General features: G+C 71.8%; 14 protein-coding genes. 10 read left to right on the top strand and 4 right to left on the bottom strand.

Annotated features, from left to right (window positions below; all coding sequences use genetic code 11):
- Positions 1-231: 231 nt before the first annotated feature.
- The 4 genes from guaB (at position 232) to AB0L06_RS04855 (ending at position 6,721) form a co-directional block, all read left to right on the top strand.
- The gene (gene guaB, locus AB0L06_RS04870; protein WP_500229587.1) at positions 232-1,731 is read left to right on the top strand and encodes an IMP dehydrogenase; all 1,500 of its coding nucleotides are present in this window, start codon (positions 232-234) and stop codon (positions 1,729-1,731) included.
- Between the two features lie 132 nt (positions 1,732-1,863).
- On the top strand, positions 1,864-2,973 hold the full coding sequence (locus tag AB0L06_RS04865; protein ID WP_500229870.1) for a GuaB3 family IMP dehydrogenase-related protein: 1,110 nt from the start codon (positions 1,864-1,866) through the stop codon (positions 2,971-2,973).
- 425 nt (positions 2,974-3,398) lie between these two features.
- Positions 3,399-5,138: a glycerol-3-phosphate dehydrogenase/oxidase gene (locus AB0L06_RS04860; RefSeq protein WP_500229586.1), complete on the top strand. Its 1,740-nt coding sequence runs from the start codon at positions 3,399-3,401 to the stop codon at positions 5,136-5,138.
- Positions 5,139-5,593: 455 nt separating this feature from the next.
- A complete protein-coding gene (locus tag AB0L06_RS04855; protein ID WP_500229585.1) occupies positions 5,594-6,721 on the top strand; it encodes a phospholipase D-like domain-containing protein in 1,128 nt (375 codons plus the stop codon).
- A 64-nt stretch (positions 6,722-6,785) separates the two neighbouring features.
- On the opposite strand, the gene AB0L06_RS04850 is transcribed toward AB0L06_RS04855, so the two are convergent.
- Positions 6,786-7,340: a TetR/AcrR family transcriptional regulator gene (locus AB0L06_RS04850; protein ID WP_500229584.1), complete on the bottom strand. Its 555-nt coding sequence runs from the start codon at positions 7,338-7,340 to the stop codon at positions 6,786-6,788.
- Between the two features lie 411 nt (positions 7,341-7,751).
- Between AB0L06_RS04850 and AB0L06_RS04845 the strand changes: the two genes are divergently transcribed.
- The 3 genes from AB0L06_RS04845 (at position 7,752) to AB0L06_RS04835 (ending at position 12,884) form a co-directional block, all read left to right on the top strand.
- The gene (locus AB0L06_RS04845; protein WP_500229583.1) at positions 7,752-9,335 is read left to right on the top strand and encodes a succinic semialdehyde dehydrogenase; all 1,584 of its coding nucleotides are present in this window, start codon (positions 7,752-7,754) and stop codon (positions 9,333-9,335) included.
- Positions 9,336-9,353: 18 nt separating this feature from the next.
- Positions 9,354-11,207: a GMC oxidoreductase gene (locus tag AB0L06_RS04840; protein WP_500229582.1), complete on the top strand. Its 1,854-nt coding sequence runs from the start codon at positions 9,354-9,356 to the stop codon at positions 11,205-11,207.
- 939 nt (positions 11,208-12,146) lie between these two features.
- Positions 12,147-12,884 carry a DNA alkylation repair protein gene (locus tag AB0L06_RS04835; RefSeq protein WP_500229581.1) on the top strand — a complete coding sequence of 246 codons (738 nt, stop codon included), beginning with the start codon at positions 12,147-12,149 and terminating at the stop codon, positions 12,882-12,884.
- A gap of 48 nt (positions 12,885-12,932) precedes the next feature.
- On the opposite strand, the gene AB0L06_RS04830 is transcribed toward AB0L06_RS04835, so the two are convergent.
- A complete protein-coding gene (locus AB0L06_RS04830) occupies positions 12,933-13,793 on the bottom strand; it encodes a zinc metalloprotease (protein ID WP_500229580.1) in 861 nt (286 codons plus the stop codon).
- A gap of 996 nt (positions 13,794-14,789) precedes the next feature.
- Here AB0L06_RS04830 and guaA point away from each other — a divergent pair.
- Both guaA and AB0L06_RS04820 read left to right on the top strand, forming a co-directional pair.
- Positions 14,790-16,355: a glutamine-hydrolyzing GMP synthase gene (guaA, locus tag AB0L06_RS04825; RefSeq protein ID WP_500229579.1), complete on the top strand. Its 1,566-nt coding sequence runs from the start codon at positions 14,790-14,792 to the stop codon at positions 16,353-16,355.
- A 157-nt stretch (positions 16,356-16,512) separates the two neighbouring features.
- On the top strand, positions 16,513-18,204 hold the full coding sequence (locus tag AB0L06_RS04820) for a cation:proton antiporter (RefSeq protein WP_500229578.1): 1,692 nt from the start codon (positions 16,513-16,515) through the stop codon (positions 18,202-18,204).
- Between the two features lie 185 nt (positions 18,205-18,389).
- Here AB0L06_RS04820 and ahpD read toward each other — a convergent pair whose 3' ends face one another.
- Positions 18,390-18,932, bottom strand: a complete 543-nt coding sequence (gene ahpD, locus AB0L06_RS04815; RefSeq protein ID WP_500229577.1) for an alkylhydroperoxidase, AhpD family — start codon at positions 18,930-18,932, stop codon at positions 18,390-18,392.
- Between the two features lie 101 nt (positions 18,933-19,033).
- Positions 19,034-19,594, bottom strand: coding sequence for a peroxiredoxin (locus AB0L06_RS04810; protein ID WP_026415474.1), 561 nt, complete (start codon positions 19,592-19,594; stop codon positions 19,034-19,036).
- A gap of 177 nt (positions 19,595-19,771) precedes the next feature.
- On the opposite strand from AB0L06_RS04810, the gene AB0L06_RS04805 reads away from it, so the two are divergent.
- Positions 19,772-20,698, top strand: a complete 927-nt coding sequence (locus tag AB0L06_RS04805; protein WP_500229576.1) for a LysR substrate-binding domain-containing protein — start codon at positions 19,772-19,774, stop codon at positions 20,696-20,698.
- The last annotated feature ends 61 nt before the right edge of the window (positions 20,699-20,759 follow it).

Genomic DNA, 20,759 nt, shown 5'->3' with positions numbered 1-20,759 from the left:
CCTGCCGCGCGTGGAGCCCGGGACGCGTGGGAAGGGCCGTTCGGAAGGGAATGCGAAGGCGGCCCGAGTCGTTGCACACCGTAATCGGGGCGCGGTGGACGTGTCGCGAAAACCACCCTCGGCGTGCCGGGAACGGGCCGGGCGGGCGGGCGGCACGCCTTACCATGGATGGCACACCGCCGTGACCCGCGTGCCACGTTGACCTGGTCGGATACCGCGCAAGGAGCCGTCATGAACCCCGCAGCAGAGCCCGCCAAATTCCTCCCGACGGGGCTGACCTTCGACGACGTGCTCCTGCTTCCGGGGTATTCGGACCTGCAGCCCGGCGAGGCCGACACGACGACCCGGCTGACCCGCGACATCTCGCTGCGCATCCCGCTGATCTCGGCCGCGATGGACACCGTCACCGAGGCGCGCACCGCGATCGCGATGGCCCGCCAGGGCGGTATCGGCGTGCTGCACCGCAACATGTCGATCGAGGAGCAGGCGAGCGAGGCCGACAAGGTCAAGCGGTCCGAGGCCGGGATGATCACCAATCCGGTGACCTGCCTGCCAGACGCGACGCTCGCCGACGTCGAGGAGATGTGCGCCCGGTACCGGATCTCCGGCGTTCCGGTGACCGACGTGCGGGGCGTCCTGGTAGGCATCGTGACGAACCGGGACATGCGGTTCGAGACGGACCTGGCCCGGCCCGTCCGCGAGGTGATGACGGCGATGCCGCTGATCACCGCGCCCGTCGACGTGGCCAAGGACGAGGCGTTCCGGCTGCTCGCCACCAACAAGATCGAGAAGCTGCCGCTGGTGGACGACCAGAACCGGCTGCGCGGCCTGATCACGGTCAAGGACTTCACCAAGAGCGAGCAGTACCCCGTGTCCAGCAAGGACGCCGGGGGCCGGCTGCTGGTCGCCGCCGCGGTCGGCGTCGGCGAGGACGCGGTCCGGCGCGCGGACGCGCTGATCGAGGCCGGCACCGACGTGGTCATCGTGGACACCGCGCACGGCCACTCCAAGGGCGTCGCCGACACCATCGCCACGATCAAGGCGAACGCCGGGCACGTCCAGGTCGTCGGCGGCAACATCGCCACCTACGCGGGCGCGAAGGCGCTGGCCGAGGCGGGCGCGGACGCGGTGAAGGTCGGCGTCGGGCCCGGCTCGATCTGCACCACCCGCGTGGTCGCCGGGGTCGGCGTCCCGCAGATCACCGCCATCTTCGAGGCGGCCCGGGCGGCCAAGGAGGCCGGGATCCCGGTGATCGGCGACGGCGGCATCCAGTACTCCGGCGACATCGCCAAGGCGATCGTCGCGGGCGCCGACACGGTCATGCTCGGTAGCCTGCTCGCGGGCATCGAGGAGTCGCCCGGCGAGCTGATCTTCGTCCACGGCAAGCAGTACAAGTCGTACCGCGGCATGGGCTCGCTCGGCGCGATGCGCAACCGCGAGCGCGGCGGCTCGTTCTCCAAGGACCGGTACGCCCAGGCGGACGTGTCGTCCGAGGAGAAGCTGATCCCCGAGGGCGTCGAGGGCCAGGTGCCCTACCGCGGCCCGCTCGCGAACGTCGCGCACCAGCTGGTCGGCGGCCTGCACCAGTCGATGTGGTACGCGGGCACCCGTACCATCCCCGAGCTCCAGCGCGGCGGGCAGCTGATGCGGATCTCCAGCGCAGGCCTGCGGGAGAGCCACCCGCACGACATCCAGATGACCGTCGAGGCCCCGAACTACCAGGGCCGCTGACCGGCGGTAGTCTCACGGGCGTGTTCTCCGGTCTCGCGGGGAATGCCGTAGACCATGGCGTCCGCCGCTCGCGCGACGGACGCCGCCAAGCGACACCAAGACTGGGGAAAAGGAACCGCTGTGGCTGCTGAGGTGGAGATCGGCCGGGGGAAGAGCGGCCGCCGGGCCTATGCGTTCGACGAGATCGGAATCGTGCCGTCCCGCCGGACGCGCGACCCCGAGGAGGTCAGCGTCGCCTGGCAGATCGACGCCTACCGGTTCGAGATGCCGCTGGTCGTGGCACCGATGGACAGCGTCGTCTCGCCCGCGACGGCGATCGCGGTGGGCCGCCTCGGCGGCCTGGCCGTGCTCGACCTCGAGGGCCTGTGGACCCGCTATGAGAACCCCGAGCCGCTGCTGGCCGAGATCGCGTCGCTGGACGACGTCCGCGCCACCCAGCGGCTGCAGGAGATCTACTCCGCGCCGATCAAGGAGGAGCTGATCGGCCGCCGGATCGCCGAGGTCCGCGAGGCGGGCGTGACGGTCGCGGCGCGGCTGTCCCCGCAGCGCACGGCGCAGTTCCACAAGGCCGTGATCGACGCCGGGGTCGACCTGTTCGTGATCCGCGGCACCACGGTCTCGGCCGAGCACGTGTCCGGGCGCGCCGAGCCGCTGAACCTCAAGCAGTTCATCTACGACCTGGACGTCCCGGTCATCGTCGGCGGCTGCTCCACCTACACCGCCGCCCTGCACCTGATGCGGACGGGCGCGGCGGGCGTGCTGGTCGGCTTCGGCGGCGGCTCGGGCCACACCACCCGCACGGTGCTGGGCGTGGCCGTCCCCATGGCGACCGCGGTGGCCGACGTCGCCGCCGCGCGCCGCGACTACATGGACGAGTCGGGCGGCCGCTACGTCCATGTCATCGCGGACGGCGGCATGACCAACTCGGGCGAGATCGCCAAGGCGTTCGCCTGCGGCTCGGACGCCGTGATGGTCGGCTCCCCGTTCGCCCGCTCGACCGAGGCCCCCGGCCGCGGCTACCACTGGGGCTCCGAGGCGCACCACGGCGACGTCCCGCGCGGCACCCGCCTCGACCTCGGCACGATCGGCACCCTGGAGCAGATCCTGCACGGCCCGTCCCACGTGGCGGACGGCTCGATGAACCTCATCGGAGCCCTCCGCCGCTCGATGGCCACGGCCGGCTACACCGAGCTGAAGGACTTCCAGCGCGTCCAGGTCGTGGTCGCGCCGCACGGTCACTGACGCTTCTCAGATTTTTTCGCATTCGAGCGGCCTCGCCCCCAACGGGCGGGGCCGCTCGCACGTTGTTAAGGGTGAGGGGCGCGGGGAGGACGGTGCGCGGGCCGTCACGGAGGCGGGGGTGATGTCGGGGGCGCGTGCGGGGGACGGAGAGCGCTGGTCGTTGTGGGGTGTTCGGTGGCGAGTTGGGGAGAGGGGTGAGAATTTCAAGATTTGTCAGGAGTGTGGCGGGACGGTGCTGGAGGGCGGTCAGTCGAAGGATCTTTGCAGGTCGGAGCAGGTGTGGCCGCTCTCGGGGTGCGCCGATGCCGGCGTGATGGGCGCCGGTGAGCCGGGCTCGGACGTGGGTGGCGGTGGCTCGCGGGTGGGACGCTCCTTACTGTTGGGTAGGAAACGGTGCTGATGACCGGGTGCAAGGGGGAGACGCGATGACGGGATCACCGGTGACCGCTCTCGGGAGCTCACGACTAGGGCCCGCCGAGCGTGCGGCGGCCCTGGACGAGATGGTCCGCGAGGAGTACGACGTCGTGGTGGTCGGCGGTGGGATCGTCGGCGCGGGCGCGGCGCTGGACGCCGCCACCCGCGGCCTGTCGGTCGCCGTGGTCGAGGCGCGCGACTTCGCCTCGGGCACCTCGTCCCGGTCGTCCAAGCTGATCCACGGCGGGCTGCGGTACCTGGAGCAGTACAACTTCGAGCTGGTCCGCGAGGCGCTGACCGAGCGCAGCCTGCTGCTCCAGCAGATCGCGCCGCACCTGGTGCGGCCGGTGCCGTTCCTGCTGCCGACCACGCACCGGGTGTGGGAGCGCGGGTACTTCGGCGCGGGCGTGGCGCTGTACGACGCACTGTCGTTCCAGATGGGCAGCACCCGGGGCGTCCCGGGGCACCGGCACCTGACCCGGCGCGGTGCGCTGAAACTGGCCCCGTCGCTGCGCAAGGACTCGTTCGTTGGAGCGATCCAGTACTGGGACGCCCAGATGGACGACGCCCGCTACGTGATGATGGTGCTGCGCACGGCCGCCGAGTACGGCGCGCGGATCGCCTCGCGCACCCAGGTCACCGGCTTCCTGCGGGAGGGGGAGCGGGTCACCGGCGTGAAGATCCGCGACCTGGAGTCCGGCACCACCGGTGAGGTGCGCGCGAAGCAGGTCGTCAACGCCACCGGGGTGTGGACCGACGACATCCAGGAGCTGGTCGGCGGGCGCGGGCAGATCCACGTCAAGGCGTCCAAGGGCATCCACCTGGTGGTGCCGAAGGACCGGATCCACTCGGCGACCGGGATCATTCTGCGCACCGAGAAGTCCGTGCTGTTCGTCATCCCGTGGGGACGCCACTGGATCATCGGCACCACCGACACCGCCTGGGACCTGGACCGCGCGCACCCCGCCGCGTCCAAGGCCGACATCGACTACGTCCTCGACCACGTCAACTCCGTCCTGAACACGCCGCTCACGCACGACGACGTGGAGGGCGTGTACGCGGGGCTGCGGCCGCTGCTGACCGGCGAGACCGAGGAGACGTCCAAGCTGTCGCGCGAGCACGTCGTCGCGCACCCGGTGCCGGGGCTGGTGCTGGTCGCGGGCGGCAAGTTCACCACCTACCGGGTGATGGCCAAGGACGCCATCGACGCGGTCGTCCACGGCCTGGACGGCCGGATCGCCGAGTCCTGCACCGACCGGGTCGCGCTCGTGGGCGGGGACGGGTTCGTCCCGATGTGGAACGCGCGGCACCGGCTCGCGGCGCGGTCCGGGCTGCACGTCGCGCGGATCGAGCACCTGCTGCACCGCCACGGCACGCTGACCGACGACCTGCTCCGGCTGATCGCCGAGAAGCCCGACCTCGGCCGTCCGCTGGCCGGCGCGGACGACTACCTGCGCGCCGAGATCGTCTACTCCGCGACCCACGAGGGCGCCCGCCACCTGAACGACGTCCTGGCCCGCCGCACCCGCATCTCCATCGAGACCTGGGACCGCGGCGTCGGCGTCGCCGAGGAGGCCGCCGACCTGCTCGCCCCCGTCCTCGGCTGGTCCGAGGCCCAGCGCGACCGCGAGATCGAGTACTACCGCAAGCGCATCGAGGCCGAACGCGACTCCCAGACCCAGGACGGCGACCAGGAGGCCGACGCCCGCCGCCGGGGCGCCCCCGACATCGTCCCCGTCACCGCCCCCTGACCTCCCGCCCGCCCCACGTCACGCACCTCAGCCCCAGGCCAGGCCAGGCCTGGGGCTGAGGTGGTTCCGGGAGCTGGTCGAGGCCGTGTCGGTGTCCTGTGTGATTTCGGCTGCTCCGGGTGGGGCGGGACGGCGGGCCGCGTGGGCCTGTTGGGGGAGTTTGTCTGGGTTTCTGGGGTGGATTGTTGGCGGGCTGGGACGGCGGGTGGTCTTGGCGGCGAGAAGTGTCGCTTCGGGGGATTTTCGAGGGGGTGGATTGTTGGTAATGTCCCGATCTCGTCGTGTTCGATTGACGGGGGAGTCTCTTGCGACGTGTCGCTCTTGGTTTGAGTGGGCTGGTCGTTGCGGGCGCGTTGACGGGGTTGGGCACCGCTTCCGCCGCGGCGGAGGGGGTGCGTCCGGCGGCCACCTCGGGGGGTGGGTCGCGGGTCGCGGCTCCAACCCGGGAGGTGCCCGTGACCGGCGCCCGGCGCGTGTACGTCACGCAGGGGCCGCGGTTCAATCTGCCCAGCAAGGACAAGCTGAAGGCCGGAGCGCTCGACCTCTACTTCAAGAGCCTGATCCAGCACACGCCCGCGAAAGAGGAGATCGACGTCTCCCTGTTCCGGCTGCGTGAGTTGAGCATGGCGAAGGAACTCGTCGCGGCGAAGAAGCGCAACGTGCGGGTGCGGGTCGTCATCGACAACGACTCGCTCTCCCAGGACCGGAACGTGTACGACTACCTGGCCAAGAACCTGGGGACGAACACGAGCGCGTCGTCCTGGATCGTGGTGTGTCCGAAGGGGCGGGGCTGCATCGCGCCGTCCGAACAGGGCGTCTGGGCCAAGAACCACAACAAGTTCTACGCGTTCTCGCGCACGTACGACTCGCGGAACGTGGTCGTGCAGACGTCCGGGAACGCGACCGGCGGCATGTACGCGGACTACAACGACGCCTACACGCTCGTCGACACCAAGCTCTACGCGACGTACCGCAGCTACTTCTACGCGCTGGCCAGGCGCCAGGCGAACGGGGACTACTACCGGCAGACCTGGTCGGGCAAGCGCGCGGTCGCGTTCTTCCCGAAGGCGTCCGGTGACCCGGTCCTGGACGTCCTGAACCGGGTGCGGTGCTCGGCGGGGACGAAGATCCGGCTGTCCAGCGGCATCTTCAACCGCACCGAGGTCGCCAGGACGCTGTCGCGGCTGGACGACCAGGGCTGCGACGTGCAGGTGGTCGCCACGACCTTCGGGACCAGCGCACTGAAGGAGCTCAGCAAGGCCGGGGCCCACGGCGGGCCGAACGTGCACTACTTCACCGGCGAGGCGGCGGGCAAGGCCCACTCCAAGTACCTGCTGATCGACGGGTACTACAACGGCGGCCGCCACCGCATCATCCTCACCGGTAGCCACAGCTACACGTGGGACGCGCTGCGGCACAACGACGAGGCGATGCTGAGCCTCATGGACAGTTCGGCGTTCCCCGCCTACACCTCCAACTTCGGGACGGTCTTCGGCGCGGCCACGGGCACGTTGTCGATCTTGCCGGGTGTCCAGGCGACGGGCAACGCCCCGATCGCGGCGGCCGGCGCGTCCGACGACTGAGGCTCGGCCGGCAGGCGGAATCCGGGCCGCGTCCGAGCAGTGCGGACGCGGCCCGGACCTGTGATCAGTCCTCGCCGAGGATGAGGCGCATCGCCGTCCCGTACAGCTCGGCCGGGACGCGGTCGGGGTCCAGCAGGTGCTGGAGGGACAGGCCCGCGTCGAGGGCGATGGCGAGGGTCGCGCGGTCCCGCGGGGACAGCCCGCCGGACTCGGGGAGATCGCGGGCCAGGTCGTCGCGGCACTCGTCGTACCAGTCGGCGACCCGCCAGCCCGCCGCGTAGTCCCGCATCCCGAACAGCCAGAACTCGATGAGCAGCAGGGCGGTCAGGCGGGCCTTCCCGCCCTCGTGGCGGCGGCGGAAGGCGAGCCCGGCCCGTGCGAAGCGCTCCGCGGGTGGACGGCTCGCGTCGTGTGGTTCCGCGCAGGTCAGGACGCCGACGCGGTCCCGCGTGCAGTGCTCCAGCAGGGCGAGCAGCAGGTCGGTCTTGCCCGCGAAGTTCGAGTACACCGCGCCCTTCGTCAGCCCCGCCGCGGACGCCACGTCGTCCAGGGACGCGCCGTGGACGCCGTTCTCCGCCCACAACCGCTCGGCCGCCTCCAGCAGCGCCGTCCGCGTCATCTCCCGTCGTTCCCGCCGGGTCATCTCCCGCTGCCTCGCCGCCCTTTCCGCGCCAGGGCGCGGTGGAAGTCCGGGGTCCTGCGGGGGGTCGGTCTCCTGGTCGGTCGTTCGGTCCCGTCCCGTCGCGCCGCCCGCGAAGGTCATGTAGGGGTTCCCCTTTCGTCGGGCACGCTGCCGCCTGGCCCGGGGCGGGCGGCAGCGATACGGCCCGGGCGGCGCGACGGCGACGCGCCTGGTGTCTCCTCCTGGTTCCGGCTTACACCGCGGGGACGCGCCGGATCCCGGCAACCGACCAAGTCGGTCAATCTGGAACGTTCCGTTTCTTCGCAGGTGAGATGTGCGGTAATTCACGGAAAGCAAGTCGTTACTGGTGGGTAGCCACCGGCGGGCGGGGAGTCATAGTCTGCACGCATGGCATCTCCGACGGTCCCCGCCCCGGGGGCGGCCGCGCACCGGTTGCCGCAACAGAAGATCGACCGGTTGGCCTCGCACATCGCGTCCGGTGAGGACGCGCCCACCGTGACCATCCCGACCCCCTTCACCGGTGAACCCCTCGCGACCCTGCCGCTGACCACGGCCGGCGACATCGCGCGCGCGTACGAGCGCGCCCGGCGTGCCCAGCGGAAATGGGCCGCGCTGCCCGTCCACGACCGGGTCAAGCCGTTCCTCGCGCTGCCGGACGCGCTGGTGGCCCGGCGCTCGGAGATCCTCGACGTCATCCAGCTGGAGACGGGCAAGGCCCGGCGGCACGCGATGGAGGAGTTCCTCGACGTCGCGCTCTGCTCGCTGCACTACGCGCGCCGTGCCGAGAAGCTGCTGAGGCCGCAGCGGCGCCGCAGCACGATGCCCGGCCTCACGCGCGTGCAGGAGCTGCGCCACCCGAAGGGTGTCGTCGCGCTCATCTCGCCGTGGAACTACCCGTTCTCGCTCGGCGCGTCCGACATCGTGCCCGCGCTCCTGGCCGGGAACGCCGTCCTGCACAAGCCGGACACCCAGACCTGCCTGTCCAGCCTGTGGGTGCTGGACCTGCTGGTCTCCCTCGGCCTGCCGCGCGACCTGTGGCAGGTCGTGATCGGCGACCCGGCGGAGATCGGCGACCCGCTGCTGGACGCCGCCGACTACGTGTCGTTCACCGGGTCCACGCGCGGCGGCAAGGCGATCGCCGAGCGGGTCGCGCCCCGCCTGGTGTCGTACTCGCTGGAGCTCGGCGGCAAGAACCCGATGATCGTCCTGGACGACGCGGACGTGGAGCGGGCCGCGCGCGGGGCCGTCCGGGCGTGCTTCACCAACGCCGGCCAGCTGTGCATCTCGATCGAGCGCCTGTACGTCCACGAGGCGATCCACGACCGGTTCGTCGCGCGGTTCGTCCGGCTGGTCAACGACATGCGGCTCGGGACCGGCCTGGACTTCGAGGCGTCCATGGGGTCGCTGACCTTCCAACGGCAGCTCGACAACGTCACGGCGCACGTCGACCAGGCCGTCCGGGAGGGCGCGACGGTCCTCGCGGGCGGGAAGGCGCGTCCGGACATCGGGCCGCTGTTCTACGAGCCGACCGTCCTCACCGGCGTCACGTCCGACATGGACCTTTGCGCCAGCGAGACGTTCGGCCCCGTCGTCTCGGTCTACAAGTACTCGGACGTCGACGAGGTCATCGACCGCGCGAACGACACGCCCTACGGGCTCAACGCGTCCGTCTGGACCAGGGACGTGGCGCGCGGCCGCCGCGTCGCCGCGCGCCTCCAGGCCGGGACGGTCAACGTGAACGACGGCTACGGCGCCGCGTTCATCTCCTACGACGCGCCGATGGGCGGGTTCAAGCAGTCCGGCGTCGGACGGCGGCACGGTTCCGAGGGCCTGCTGAAGTTCACCGAGGCGCAGACGGTCGCCAGCCAGCACTGGATGGACCTCGAACCGCCCAGTGGGCTCGGCTACGACACGTTCGCCGACCTGCTGGCGAACAGCGTGAAGGTCATGAAGAAGCTCCGGATCAAGTAGACGGGACGGGCGCGGGCGATGCACGACCAGGACCACCAGACGCACGGCCGGGACGACCAGGCGCACGACCAGGACGATCGGGCGCGGGGCCGGGATGACCGGGTGCGGGGCCGGGATGACCGGGCGCATGATTACGACGTCCTGGTCATCGGGTCGGGGTTCGGCGGCAGCGTGAGCGCGCTGCGGCTGACCGAGAAGGGGTACCGGGTCGGCGTGATCGAGGCGGGGCGCCGCTTCGACAGCGGGCAGGCGGCGACCGGGGGCGCGCGGCATCCGGGCCTGCCGAAGACCAACTGGCGCGTCGCCCGGTACATCTGGGCGCCCGCGCTCGGCCTCACCGGCATGCAGCGCATCCACCTGATCCGGGGCCACTCGTCCAGCCGCGTCATGGTGCTCGCGGGGGCCGGCGTCGGCGGCGGGTCGCTGAACTACGCCAACACCCTGTACGTCCCGCCGGAGCCGTTCTTCAAGGACCGGCAGTGGGCGCACATCACCGACTGGCAGGCCGAGCTCACCCCCTACTACGACCAGGCGAAGCGGATGCTCGGGGTCGTCCAGAACCCGACGATCACGGCCGCGGACAAGGTGATGCGCAGCGTCGCCGACCGGATGGGCAAGGGCGACACGTTCGTCCGGACCCCGGTCGGGGTCTTCTTCGGGGACGGCCCGGGGCGGGCGTCCGACGACCCGTACTTCGGAGGCGCGGGCCCGCAGCGGCGCGGCTGCACCGAGTGCGGCGAGTGCATGGTCGGCTGCCGGCACGGCGCGAAGAACATGCTCACCGAGAACTACCTGTACCTCGCGGAGAAGGCCGGCGCGCGGATCATGCCGCTCAGCCGGGTCACGCAGGTCACGCCGCTCACCGGCGGCGGGTACGCGGTCGAGATCGTCCGGACGGGGTCGTTCGGGCGCAACCGCAAGACGCTGACGGCCGGCCAGGTCGTGTTCGCCGCCGGGACGTACGGGACGCAGAAGCTCCTCCACAAGCTCAGGACGACCGGCCGGCTGCCGCGTCTCTCCGACCGGCTGGGGCACCTGACCAGGACGAACTCCGAGGCGATCCTCGGCGCCGGACGGCGCAACGGGCACGCCGGGGAGGACTTCTCGCGCGGCGTCGCGATCACCTCGTCGTTCCACCCGACGTCCGACACGCACATCGAGCCCGTCCGGTACGGGAAGGGCTCGAACCTGATGGCGGCCCTCCAGACGCTGCTCGTGGACGGCGACCAGCCCGGCGAGAAGCACCGTCCGCGGCTGGCGAAGTTCCTGCGGGAGACGGTGCGGCGCCCGGCCGACCTCGTCCAGCTGCTCGACGTGCGCCACTGGTCGGAGCGGACGGTCATCGCGCTGGTCATGCAGACCCGGGACAACTCGATCACGCTGCGCCCGAAGCGCGGCCCGCTCGGCTGGGACGTCCGCGCCGAGGCCGGGCACGGCGAGCCGAACCCGACCTGGATCCCGGACGGGCACACCGCCGCGCGCGAGATCGCCGAGGAGATCGGCGGGATCGCGGGCGGCTCCTGGGGCGACCTGTTCGACGTCCCGATGACCGCGCACTTCCTCGGCGGCTGCGTGATCGGCGACTCCCCGGAGTCCGGCGTCATCGACCCGTACCACCGCGTCTACGGCCACCCCGGCCTGCACGTGGTGGACGGCTCGGCGGTCTCGGCGAACCTGGGCGTCAACCCGTCCCTGACGATCACCGCGCAGGCGGAGCGGGCGATGTCGCTGTGGCCGAACAAGGGCGAGGACGACCGGCGTCCGGCGCTCGGCACGTCCTACCAGCGTCTTTCGGCCGTCACACCGAAGAACCCGGTCGTCCCGGCGGCCGCCCCGGCCGCGCTGCGCCTGCCGATCGTGGACATCACCTGACCTTCCACCTCCGAAATGCCCGGATGCCCCGAAGCGGCCGCGCATCCGGAGCGGTTGGGTGTCCCCGGAGCAACTGACCGCCCGGCCCGACCCAGGCGCCCAGTCCGACCGCACACCCCGCACACCCAGCGCTGCGCGCTCCTGCGCCCTGCGCGGCCCTGCGCCTTTTGTGGCGGTGCGCCCTGCATTGCCCTGCGCCATGCGTGGCCGTGCGCCCAACGCGGCGATGCGCCTTGCGTGGCCGTGCGCTGTCCGCTGTCCGCTGTCCGCTGTCCGCTGTCCGCTGTCCGTTCTGCGCTCTGCGCTCTGCGCTCTGCGCTCTGCGCTCTGCGCTCTGCGCTCTGCGCCGTGCGCTCTGCGCTCTGCGCTCTGCGCCGTGCGCTCTGCGCTCTGCGCTCTGCGCTCTGCGCCCTGCGTGGCGGCGCCGCCCTGGGTGGTGGTGCGCCTTGCGTGGCGAGCGTCCGGAACGGGCGGGCCGCGCGAGGGTCTGGAGGGCCCCGGATTCAGCCAGGGCTGGGCGTCTGGAGCGATGGGCCGCTGGGGAATTCTGGCGCGGCACGGATGCGCGGACAGCCTGGCGTGGCCAGGTGCCCGGCGTGGCCGAATGCGCGGAGGCCCTGGCGTCGCCGGGTGCGCGGAGGGCCTGGCGCGGCTAGGTGCCTAGCGTGGCCTGGATGCCGGGCGTGGCCTGGATGCGTGGAGAGCCTGGCGGGGTTGGGTGCCCCGGGCGGGGCTGGGTGTGCGGAGCCCGGCGGAGCTGGGGGGCGGAGGCTTGGCGTGGCTGGGGGCGTGGAGGGCTTCGGGTGGCTGGGGGCGCGGAGTCCGGCGGGGTTGGGTGCGTGGAGCCCGGCGTGGCGGGGGACGTGGAGGGCTGAGGAGTTTCGGGTGGTTCGTGTGATCGCGTGTTTGGGGTCAGGTATCGCGCGTTAGGGTGCGGGCGTGGACGTGTCTGACGAGGTCGCCCGGATCGTTCGCGAGTTGCGCGCGCACGGGGATCCAGCGCGCTCGGAGGCTGAGAAGCGCTACCTGAAGAGCTCCTTCACGCATATCGGGGTGCCGGTGCCCACGGTGCGTCGCATAGCGGTCGCGTCCGTGCGGGTCCGGCCGTCCCGGGACGACCTGCTGGCGCTGGTGGACGCATTGTGGGCGTTCAGCGAGTCCGGGCGTCCGGTGCATGAGGTGCGCCTCGCCGCCGTCGAGGTGCTGGCCCGGCGGGCGGACGTCCTGGAGGCGTGCGACCTCGGGGCCGTCGAGCGGCTTGTGCGCGATTCCAGTACGTGGGCGCTGGTGGACATCCTGGCCGAGAAGGTCGTCGGAGTGATGGCGCTGAGTTATCCACAGGTCGTGGACGCGCTCGATAACTGGGTCGGCGACGAGTACATGTGGATACGGCGCACGGCGATCCTGGCGCTGCTGGCCGGAATCAGGCGGGAGACCCCCGACCTGGCACGCATCGATCACTACGGGGAGGTGTTGCTCGACGAGAAGGAGTTCTTCATCCGCAAGGCCATCGGCTGGGTCCTGCGCGAACTGTCCAAGAGAGATCCTGCCTGGGTCACCGACTGGACGTCCCGCCATCTCGCACGCATGTCGGGCGTGACCTTCCGCGAGGCCGTCCGCCGCCTTCCCCCCGACACCACCGCGAGTCTCACCCGGGCCCGCGCCGCCATCTCCTGACCACCCGCCCAGGCGGGGGCGGGAGTCCCCTCGGGCGGCTCGGGCGGGTCAGGCGCGGTAGGCGGTGTACTCCTCGTGGGCGCGGACGCCCTGGCCGTGGGTGAACTGGGTCATACAGGCGTCCCAGGAGTAGTCCATGAAGTTGTGGATGGGGTCGGTGCCGGGCCTCGGGCAGGTGTTCTTGCTCGCCGGGCACCCGTTGGTGGCCTCGCGCTCGGGCGGGGTGTCGTCGACGTAGTCGCCGGGCCCGCTACAGCCGCCCTCGAACGGGTGGAACAGGCCCAGCCAGTGCCCCGTCTCATGGACGGCGCTGAACCCGCGGTTGAAGTGGTCGACCGTTCCGCCCGGCATGCTCCCGACGTGGACCACGACGCCGTCCATCTGCGGGGCGCCCTTGAACAGCCACGGGAAGGTGGACCAGCCGAGCAGGTCGTCGCCGAGATCGGCGCTGTAGAGGTTGAGCGCGCCCGCTCCGCCGCGGCGGAGCCGGGGCTTGAAGTCCCGCTCGGTCGCCTCCGGGTTGGAGTACCAGGACGCGTTGTCGGAACGACTGATCGATTGGAGGTCGAAGGAGAATCCGGTGTCGGCTCCGCCGTACCGTCCGCCGTAGGCCGAGTTCAGCGCGGCGATCTGCTTGCGGACGAGCGCGGCGGAGACGTTGCCGAGGCTTCCGTTGTGCAACACGTGGAAGTACACGGGGATCCGTACCTCCTCGGACAGCCTCCGCCGCGCCCCGGACCCCGGGATCGCCGACGGCCGTGGCAGGGCGGTCACCGGCATGCCCAACTGCGCCAGCAGCCCGTCCAACTGCCGCTCCGCGGCCGCCGACTCGTCCGCCCCGGCGATGTTCCGCTCCGGAACGTGGCTCCCCGGCCGAACCCGCGCCTCCGCCCCGTCCAGCAGGCTCACCCCGCGCGTCCCCCCTTCCCGTCCGCCCCCTCGCGGGACGACGCTCGAACCTGCCACACCCGCCAAGGCAAAGGGCAGAACAGCGCTCGGTTGCGCCACGCCTGCTGGGGTGCGGGGAGGAGTGGCGCCTGGTTGTGCCGTGCCTGCTGAGGCGCGAGCCGGGACGGCGTCCGGTTGTGCGGTGCTAGCTGGGGTGCGGAGCGGGAGGGCGGCTGGTTGTTCCAGGGCCCATGCCGCGCCCGCCGGGGCGAGGGGCGGGATGGCGTCTGGGCGTGCTGCGCCTGCCGGGGTGAGGGGCGAGGCGATGCCCGGTTGCGCCACGTCTGCTGGGGTGCGGGGAGGAATGGCGCCTGGTTGTGCTGGGGTGCGGAGCGGGAGGGGGGCTGGTCGTGCCAGGACCCATGCCGTGCCTGCTGGGGTGTGAGGTGGGGTGGTGGCTGGTTGTGCTGCGGCCTGTGGCACGTCCGCCGGGGCGTGGGGTGGGAGGGGGCTCGGTTGGGCCACGTTCGCTGGGGTGGTGTTTGGTCTTGCGGCGTTCGTTGGGGTGCTTGGGGGTGTGGCTGGTCGCGCGATGGCCTGCTGGGCGTGGGGTGGGGGGGCTGGGGCGTCCTTGTCCGGGGTGAGGGGTGTCGTGCGGTTGATCAAGGGCGGGTGGCGGGTGGGTGGGGATTGGGGGGTGGTGCAGGGGGAGGCGGAGTGGGAGAGGAGGGGGGAGGCGAGGGGTGGGGTGAGGGGGGTGGTGGCTAGGAGAATGGCGGCGAGGAGGGGTTTCACGGGGGCTCCTTGCGGGACGGGCCTGGAATGGCCACGGTGTGTCGTCAAGACGTATCAGAGGGTGGCCGAATGTGCTTGGAGTGCGGGGGATTCGGTGCCGTCCGTTATCGGACCGGGGCGCAGCGTGGCGGGGGACACCCCGGGGCGGGGCATCGGCGCAGGCAGCGGGCCCCTAAACTGAAAGGACTCTCCGCCTCGTCCGTACCGCGAAAGGCGCTGTTGGTGGCAGTAGACCAGTCCTTTGACACCGTTCTCGTCGTCGACTTCGGCGCGCAGTACGCGCAGCTGATCGCACGACGCGTCCGCGAGTGCCATGTGTTCTCCGAGATCGTCCCGTCGACCATGTCGGCGGCGGAGATGCTCGCGAAGAAGCCGAAGGCGATCATCCTGTCCGGCGGCCCTGCCTCGGTGTACGAGGAAGGGGCCCCGGCGGCGCCGGACGGCCTGTTCGACATCGGCGTTCCGACGCTGGGCATCTGCTACGGCCACCAGGTGATGGCCCAGGAGCTCGGCGGCACGGTCGCCAACTCCGAGATCGCCGAGTACGGCGGGGCCGAGATCGCGGTCACCACGCCGGGCATGCTGCTCGAGGGCCTGCCCCAGCGGCAGGCGGTGTGGATGTCCCACCGCGACTTCGTGTCCGCCGCGCCCGAGGGCTTCACGGTCACGGCGTCCACCGACGTCACGCCGGTCGCGGGCATGGAGGACCGGGAGCGCGGCTTCTACGGCGTCCAGTTCCACCCCGAGGTGCTGCACACCGAGCACGGGATGGAGGTGCTCCGCCGGTTCCTCTACGAGGGCGCGGGCTGCCGTCCCGGGTGGACCATGGTCAACATCGCCGAGGAGTCGATCGAGGAGGTCCGCAAGCAGGTCGGGGACAAGCGGGCGATCTGCGGGCTGTCGGGCGGCGTGGACTCCGCGGTCGCGGCGGCGCTCGTCCAGCGCGCCATCGGATCCCAGCTGACCTGCGTGTTCGTCGACCACGGGCTGCTGCGCAAGGGCGAGGCCGAGCAGGTCGAGAAGGACTTCGTCGCCGCCACCGGCGTCAACCTGCACGTCGTGGACGCCCAGGAGCGGTTCCTCACCGCGCTGGAGGGCGTCACCGACCCGGAGACCAAGCGGAAGATCATCGGCCGCGAGTTCATCCGGGTGTTCGAGGAGGCCGCGCGGGAGATCGTCGGCACCTCGGCCGAGGAGGTCGAGTTCCTCGTCCAGGGCACCCTGTACCCGGACGTGGTGGAGTCGGGCGGCGGCACCGGCGCGGCCAACATCAAGTCCCACCACAACGTCGGCGGCCTGCCCGAGGACCTGCAGTTCACCCTGGTCGAGCCGCTGCGCACGCTGTTCAAGGACGAGGTCCGCGCGCTCGGCGAGCAGCTCGGACTGCCCGCCGAGATCGTCTGGCGCCAGCCGTTCCCCGGCCCCGGCCTCGGCATCCGGATCATCGGCGCCGTGAACCGCGAGCGGCTGGACATCCTGCGCGACGCCGACGCGATCGCCCGCGAGGAGCTGACCCGCGCCGGGCTCGACCGCGAGATCTGGCAGTTCCCGGTCGTCCTGCTCGCCGACGTGCGGTCGGTGGGCGTCCAGGGCGACAGCCGCACCTACGGCCACCCGGTCGTGCTGCGCCCGGTGACCAGCGAGGACGCCATGACCGCCGACTGGGCCCGGCTGCCCTACGACGTCCTGTCGAGGATCTCCACGCGGATCACCAACGAGGTCCGCGAGGTCAACCGCGTCGTCGTCGACATCACCAGCAAGCCCCCGGGCACCATCGAGTGGGAGTAGGCCTCTCCGGAGGCTGAGCCGCCGGGAGGCGGCCGGTGTTCGAGCTCGTGGGGGAAGGCCCCGGACGGTCTGTCCGGGGTCTTTCTGCGTTCATGGGTTGGGTAGGAGGCCGGGCGGCGCGTGGACGGGGGCGTGACGCGGCCGGAGGCTGCGGGGCATGGCAGGTGCGCTCGTCGCCGTGGTCGGGGTCATCAGTCTGGTCGCGGTGGCGGCGTTCGCCGAGCGGCTGGGGCTGGCGGCGCCGCTGGCGTTGGTGGTGGTCGGGGGCGTGCTCGGGTTCGTGCCGGGGGTGCCGCGGCCGGACGTCCCGCCTGAGCTGGTGCTCGCCGGGGTCCTGCCGCCGCTGATGTACGCGGCGGCCGTGAGCATGCCGGCGGCCGACTTCCGGCGGAACCGGCGGCTGATCTTCGGGCTGGCCGTCCTGCTGGTGGTGGCGACGATGCTGCTGGTCGGGTGGCTGCTGAACTGGCTGATCCCCGAGATTCCGCTGCCGGTGGCGTTCGCGGTGGGCGCGGTGGTGAGCCCGACGGACGCGGTGGCGGCGACGTCGGTGGGACGGCGGCTCGGGCTGCCGTCCCGGCTGCTGACCATCCTGGAGGGCGAGGGGCTGGTCAACGACGCGACGTCCCTGGTGCTGCTCCGGTCGGCGGTCGCGGCGATCGCGGCGTCGGTGTCGATCGGCTGGGTGGCGGCCGAGTTCGTCTACTCGGTGGTCATGGCGTCCATTGTGGGATGGATCGTCGGGAACGTGGTCCTGCTGGTGCGGGCCCGGCTGAACGACCCGGTGATGGGGACGGCGCTGTCGTTCGTGGTGCCGTTCGTGGCGTTCCTCCCGGCCGAGGAGCTGGAGGCGTCCGGGATCCTCGCGGTCGTGGTGACCGGGCTGATCACCGGGGCGCGGGCGCCGGGCCTGCTCAGCGCGGCGGACCGGCTGACCGAGCAGACCAACTGGCGGACGATCGCGTTCCTGCTGGAGAGCGGGATCTTCCTGTTCATGGGGCTCGGCCTGCACGGCCTGGTGGACGAGGTAGGACGGCACCATCTGAGCGTCGGGCACGCGCTGGTACTGGGGCTGGTGGCGTCCGCGGCGGTGATCCTGGTGCGGATCGTCTTCCTGCCGTTCCTGATGGTGACCGTCCGGCGGGAGGAGCAGCGCGCGGAGCGGGCCGTCCCGAGGCTGCGCGAGTGGCGTTCGCGGCTGGACGAGCGGCCCGACGACCGGCGCAAGGGGCAGGTCGAGCGGCGGCTGACGCGGGCGTCCGCGGACGCCCGGTTCGCGCTGGAGGACACGCTCGGCTGGCGCGGGGGCGCGGTGCTCGCCTGGTCCGGGATGCGCGGCGCGATCACGGTCGCGGCGGTGCAGGCCCTGCCGGAGGACACCCCGCTGCGTCCGGAGCTGGTGCTGATCGCGTTCGTCGTCGCGGCGACCACGCTGCTGCTCCAGGGGCTCACCCTGCCCTCGGTGATCAAGGCCGCGAAGGTCCCGCCGGACGACCCGGACCGGCTGCGGGACGACTACCGTTCGCTGGTCCGCGAGCTGAACGCGCGGGGCGCGGAGGTCCTGGACCGGGTCGAGCGCGACGGATCCTTCCCGCCCGACGTGATCGCCAAGGTCCGCGCGGACGAGCGGATCCCGGCCGTCCCGCCCGCGGAGCCCGCGCCCGACTACGACAGGGCCCGCGAGCAGTACCGGGACCTGCGGTTGCGGGTCGTGGAGGCCGAGCGGACGGCGCTCCTCGAAGCCCACCGCACCGGCACCCACCGCTCGTCCTCGCTGAGCCGCGCCCAGCGCCGCCTGGACGCCGAGGAGATCACCCTCCCCCAACCCCCGTCCTCCGCCTCCCACTGACCCGCGAACGTGCCCGGCGGCATGCCTGCGGGCGCGCCCGTGGGCCTGTCTGCGGACATGCCTGCGGGCGGGCCGTGGAAGGGCTGCGGACCGGCCTGCGGGCGGGGGTTTGGTGCGCGAGAGCCCGGCTCGGAGGGGCTCCGTACCGGGCTCTGGTGGCGCGTGGTGTTCTTCGCGGGGTGGTGTCAGACCGTGGCGGGGGCCAGGGCCTCTTCGGCCTCGAGGGTGAGGGCGGCGGCGTGGACGACGGCGGCGATCTTCACGGCCTCCTGGACCTGCTCGCGCGGCATGCCCGCGTCCCGCAGGACCTTCTCGTGGGAGTCCAGGCACTGCCCGCAGCCGTTGACCGCGGAGACCGCGAGGCACCACAGCTCGAAGTCGGTCTTCTCGACGCCCGGCTTGCCGATGACGCTCATCCGCAGGCCCGCGCGGAGCGTCCCGTAGGTGTCGTCGCTCAGCAGGTGCGTGGAGCGGTAGTAGACGTTGTTCATCGCCATGATGGACGCGGCGGCCTTGGCGGCCGTGAACGCCTCGGCCGACAGGTAGTCGGCGGCGTCGTCGGCGATCTCGCGGACGACGCGGGCGTTGCGGGAGGCCAGGGCGGAGACGAGCATCGTGCCCCAGAGCTGCTGCTCGGAGAGCGACGAGGTGGTCGTCACCGAGCCCAGGTTCAGCTTGGTGTCCTTGGCGTAGTCGGGGAGGGCGGCCTTCAGCGCGTCGACGCTCATGTCGGGTTCCTTTCGGGACGGCTGCGGCCGGCCGCGGTCGTCCGCGACCGGCCGCTTCCTCGGGCGCCGCGGTCAGGCGGCGGGGTGGATCAGGGGGACGCTCAGGCGTCGGCGCCGGCCATCAGCTTGGCGGCGTCGAGGGTGTCCTCGCCCTTGTTCCAGTTGCAGGGGCACAGCTCGTCGCTCTGCAGGGCGTCGAGGACCCGGAGGACCTCCTTGACGTTCCGGCCGACCGAGCCCGCGGTGACCATCGAGAACTGGATCTCGTTGTTCGGGTCCACGATGAAGGTGGCGCGCTGGGCGACGCCGTCCGGGGTGAGGATGCCGAGCTCGGAGGTGAGCTCGCGGTTCAGGTCCGACAGCATCGGGAACGGCAGCTCGCGCAGGTCCGGGTGGTCCTTGCGCCACGCGAAGTGGACGAACTCGTTGTCGACGGACGCGCCGAGGACCTGGGCGTCACGGTCGGCGAACTCCTCGTTGAGACGGCCGAACTCGGCGATCTCGGTCGGACAGATGAAGGTGAAGTCCTTCGGCCAGAAGAACACCACGCGCCACTTGCCCTCGTAGGTCTTGTGGTTGATCGTCTCGAAGGCGTTGTCAGCGTCGAGCGAGACGCAGGCGGTCAGCTCGTACTCGGGGAACTGGTCTCCGACGGTAAGCACGCAAGGCTCCTTTGGTTGCGACTCCGAAAGGACGGCCACGCGCGGCGGCGGGACACGTCCTGGCAGGTCAGCCCGCGGGGGAGCCACCTCGGTCGCCCCCCGTTGACCGACGTCCACCAGGGTGCACCAGGTACGGTGAAAAGAGAAATCGGATCAATGGGGATCGAGTGATAGGAGTTGGCTATCAGCCGTCCGTCCGTCGCCCAGCTGCGCGCGTTCCTGGCGCTGGCCGAGCATCTGCACTTCCGGGACGCGGCCGCCGCGCTGCGGATGAGCCAGCCCGCGCTGTCGGGGGCCGTCGCCGCGCTGGAGGAGACGCTGAACACCCGGCTGGTGGAGCGTACGACACGGCGCGTCCTCCTGACGCCCGCCGGGGAGCGGGTCGCGCGGCGCGCCGAGACCGTCATGGCCGAGCTGGACAGGCTGGTCGAGGACGTGGAGGCGGTGCGGGGGCCGCTGGTCGGGCCGCTTCGGCTCGGCGTGATCCCGACCGTCGCGCCGTACCTGCTGCCGGTCGTCCTGCCGCACCTGGCCGCGCGGTTCCCCGAGCTGGAGCTGTCGGTGCACGAGGAGCAGACCGGCGAGATCACCGCCGAACTGCTCGCCGGACGGCTGGACGTGATCTTGCTGGCGCTGCCCGTCCCGGCGACCGGGGTGACCGAACTCACCCTCTACGACGAGGACTTCGCGCTGGTCGCGCCCGTGGAGGCGGAGCTGCCGCCGCTGGTCGAGCGGCACACGCTGAACGACCTGGACGTGATCCTGCTGAACGAGGGCCATTGCCTGCGCGACCAGGCGCTGGACGTGTGCCGGGAGGTCGGCGCGCGCGCCGGGTCCGCGACGTACGCGACGAGCCTGTCCACGCTCGTCCAGCTGGTGGCGGGCGGGCTGGGCGTGACGCTCGTGCCGGAGACCGCGCTCGCCGTCGAGACGCGCCGGGCGCCGGGCCTGGCCGAGCACCGCTTCGCCGCGCCCGCGCCGTCCCGGCGGATCGGGCTGGCGTACCGGGCCACGTCGGCCCGCGCGGACGACTACGAGGCGCTCGCCGAGGCGCTCCGTGACGCCGCCGCGAAGGAGTGGCCGGGGCTGCGGACCGGAGCCTGACCACCGGCGCGATTCCGGGCGCGGGACGGTGATGTAGCGGCTGAGCTGGGGCGATGGACGC

This window comes from Spirillospora sp. NPDC052269 (assembly GCF_040679435.1).
GTDB lineage: Bacteria > Actinomycetota > Actinomycetes > Streptosporangiales > Streptosporangiaceae > Spirillospora.
The sequence above is the reverse complement of the archived record's forward strand: the minus strand, read 5'-3'. Positions and strand labels throughout refer to the sequence as shown.

Bases quoted from the DNA above. Each gene is read 5' to 3' on its own strand.
- ahpD (WP_500229577.1), bottom strand. From the start codon at position 18,932: ATGAGCGTCGACGCGCTGAAGGCCGCCCTCCCCGACTACGCCAAGGAC.
- AB0L06_RS04840 (WP_500229582.1), top strand. From the start codon at position 9,354: ATGCACGACCAGGACCACCAGACGCACGGCCGGGACGACCAGGCGCAC.
- AB0L06_RS04860 (WP_500229586.1), top strand. From the start codon at position 3,399: ATGACGGGATCACCGGTGACCGCTCTCGGGAGCTCACGACTAGGGCCC.
- AB0L06_RS04820 (WP_500229578.1), top strand. From the start codon at position 16,513: ATGGCAGGTGCGCTCGTCGCCGTGGTCGGGGTCATCAGTCTGGTCGCG.
- AB0L06_RS04845 (WP_500229583.1), top strand. From the start codon at position 7,752: ATGGCATCTCCGACGGTCCCCGCCCCGGGGGCGGCCGCGCACCGGTTG.
- AB0L06_RS04850 (WP_500229584.1), bottom strand. From the start codon at position 7,340: ATGACGCGGACGGCGCTGCTGGAGGCGGCCGAGCGGTTGTGGGCGGAG.
- guaB (WP_500229587.1), top strand. From the start codon at position 232: ATGAACCCCGCAGCAGAGCCCGCCAAATTCCTCCCGACGGGGCTGACC.